The following is a 1,508-nucleotide window of genomic DNA, read 5'->3' as shown; positions in this document are numbered from 1 at the left end:
GCCGTATCCGCGACACCGACTACGCCAAGGAAACCGCTGAACTGACCCGCACGCAGATCCTGCAGCAGGCCGGTACCGCGATGCTGGCCCAGGCCAACCAGTCGCCGTCCAGCGTGATGAGCCTGCTGCAGGGCTAAGTCCTTGCTTCAGGTGTAAAGCAAAAGACCCGGCCAAGGCCGGGTTTTTTGCTGTTTCCGCCTTCAAAAAACGTGATCAACGCAGCATTTTCAGACAACGCAGATTAAAGGTTGTTGACACCACGTCGTTATTAATTACAGCCACGTCATGAACACCCCACGTGGCCTGTCTGCAACAGGAAACACCTCCATCCCCCGGCGAATACATCCTCGCCACCAGGAGCACGAAAATGGCACAAGTCATCAACACCAATGTGATGTCGCTCAACGCGCAGCGCAATCTGTCGACCAGCGGCTCCAGCCTGGCCACGACGATCCAGCGTCTGTCGTCGGGTCTGCGCATCAACAGCGCAAAGGACGACGCCGCCGGTCTGGCGATCTCCGAACGCTTCAGCACCCAGATCCGTGGTCTGGACGTCGCCGTGCGCAACGCCAACGACGGCATCTCGCTGGCCCAGACCGCCGAAGGCGCGATGGTCGAAATCGGCAACAACCTGCAGCGTATCCGTGAGCTGTCGGTGCAGTCGGCCAACGCCACCAACTCTGACAGCGATCGTGACGCACTGAACGCCGAAGTGAAGCAGCTGGTCTCGGAAATCGACCGCGTCAGCCGCCAGACCAACTTCAACGGCACCAAGCTGCTGGACGGTTCGTTCTCCGGCGCGCTGTTCCAGGTCGGTGCTGACTCGGGCCAGACCATCGGCATCAACAGCATCGTCAACGCGAGCGCCAGCGCGCTCGGCGGTGCCAAGTTCGACAGCAACAGCTTCACCATCGGTGCCGAGACCGACGCCAACAACGCCGACGTCAAGATCACCGGCATGGCGATCACCGGCGCGGACGGCAAGTCCTACACGCTGGGCGACATCAACGTGAAGGCGGGCGTCGATGCCGCTGCCACGCAGAAGGCCACGGCCGCCGCTGTCACCGCTGCGATCAACGAGAAGATGGACCAGACCGGCGTGTACGCTTCGGTCGACGGCACCACGGCGGGCAAGATCAACCTGACCTCGGTGCAGAACAGCGTCGATGCCGAAGGCACCTTCAACGCCATCGGCCTGACCGCTGGCACCTACACCGGCGGCGTCACCGCCCCGGGTGCGTACACCGCGACCACCGCCGCCCAGGGTGCCGCCTTGGCCAGCAACTTCGCCAGCGACCTGGACATCTCCTCGGTGTCCGGTGCCCAGCAGGCGCTGTCGATCGTCGACAAGGCGCTGACCGCGGTCAACAGCTCGCGTGCCGACATGGGTGCGATCCAGAACCGCTTCACCTCGACCATCGCCAACCTCAACACCACTTCCGAAAACCTGTCGGCCTCGCGCAGCCGTATCCGCGACACCGACTACGCCAAGGAAACCGCTGAACTGA

General features: G+C 62.7%; 2 protein-coding genes. Both read left to right on the top strand.

The genetic code is table 11. The annotated features are described in order from the left end of the window. A partial coding sequence (locus QMX83_RS21415; protein ID WP_282298639.1) for a flagellin occupies positions 1-137 on the top strand: 137 nt, incomplete at its 5' end. A gap of 230 nt (positions 138-367) precedes the next feature. Continuing rightward, on the top strand, positions 368-1,508 hold a 1,141-nt coding region (locus QMX83_RS21410; protein WP_282298638.1), incomplete at its 3' end, for a flagellin.

The organism is Stenotrophomonas sp. PS02289 (genome assembly GCF_029960115.1).
GTDB lineage: Bacteria > Pseudomonadota > Gammaproteobacteria > Xanthomonadales > Xanthomonadaceae > Stenotrophomonas.
This window is presented reverse-complemented; position numbering and strand designations above follow the sequence as displayed.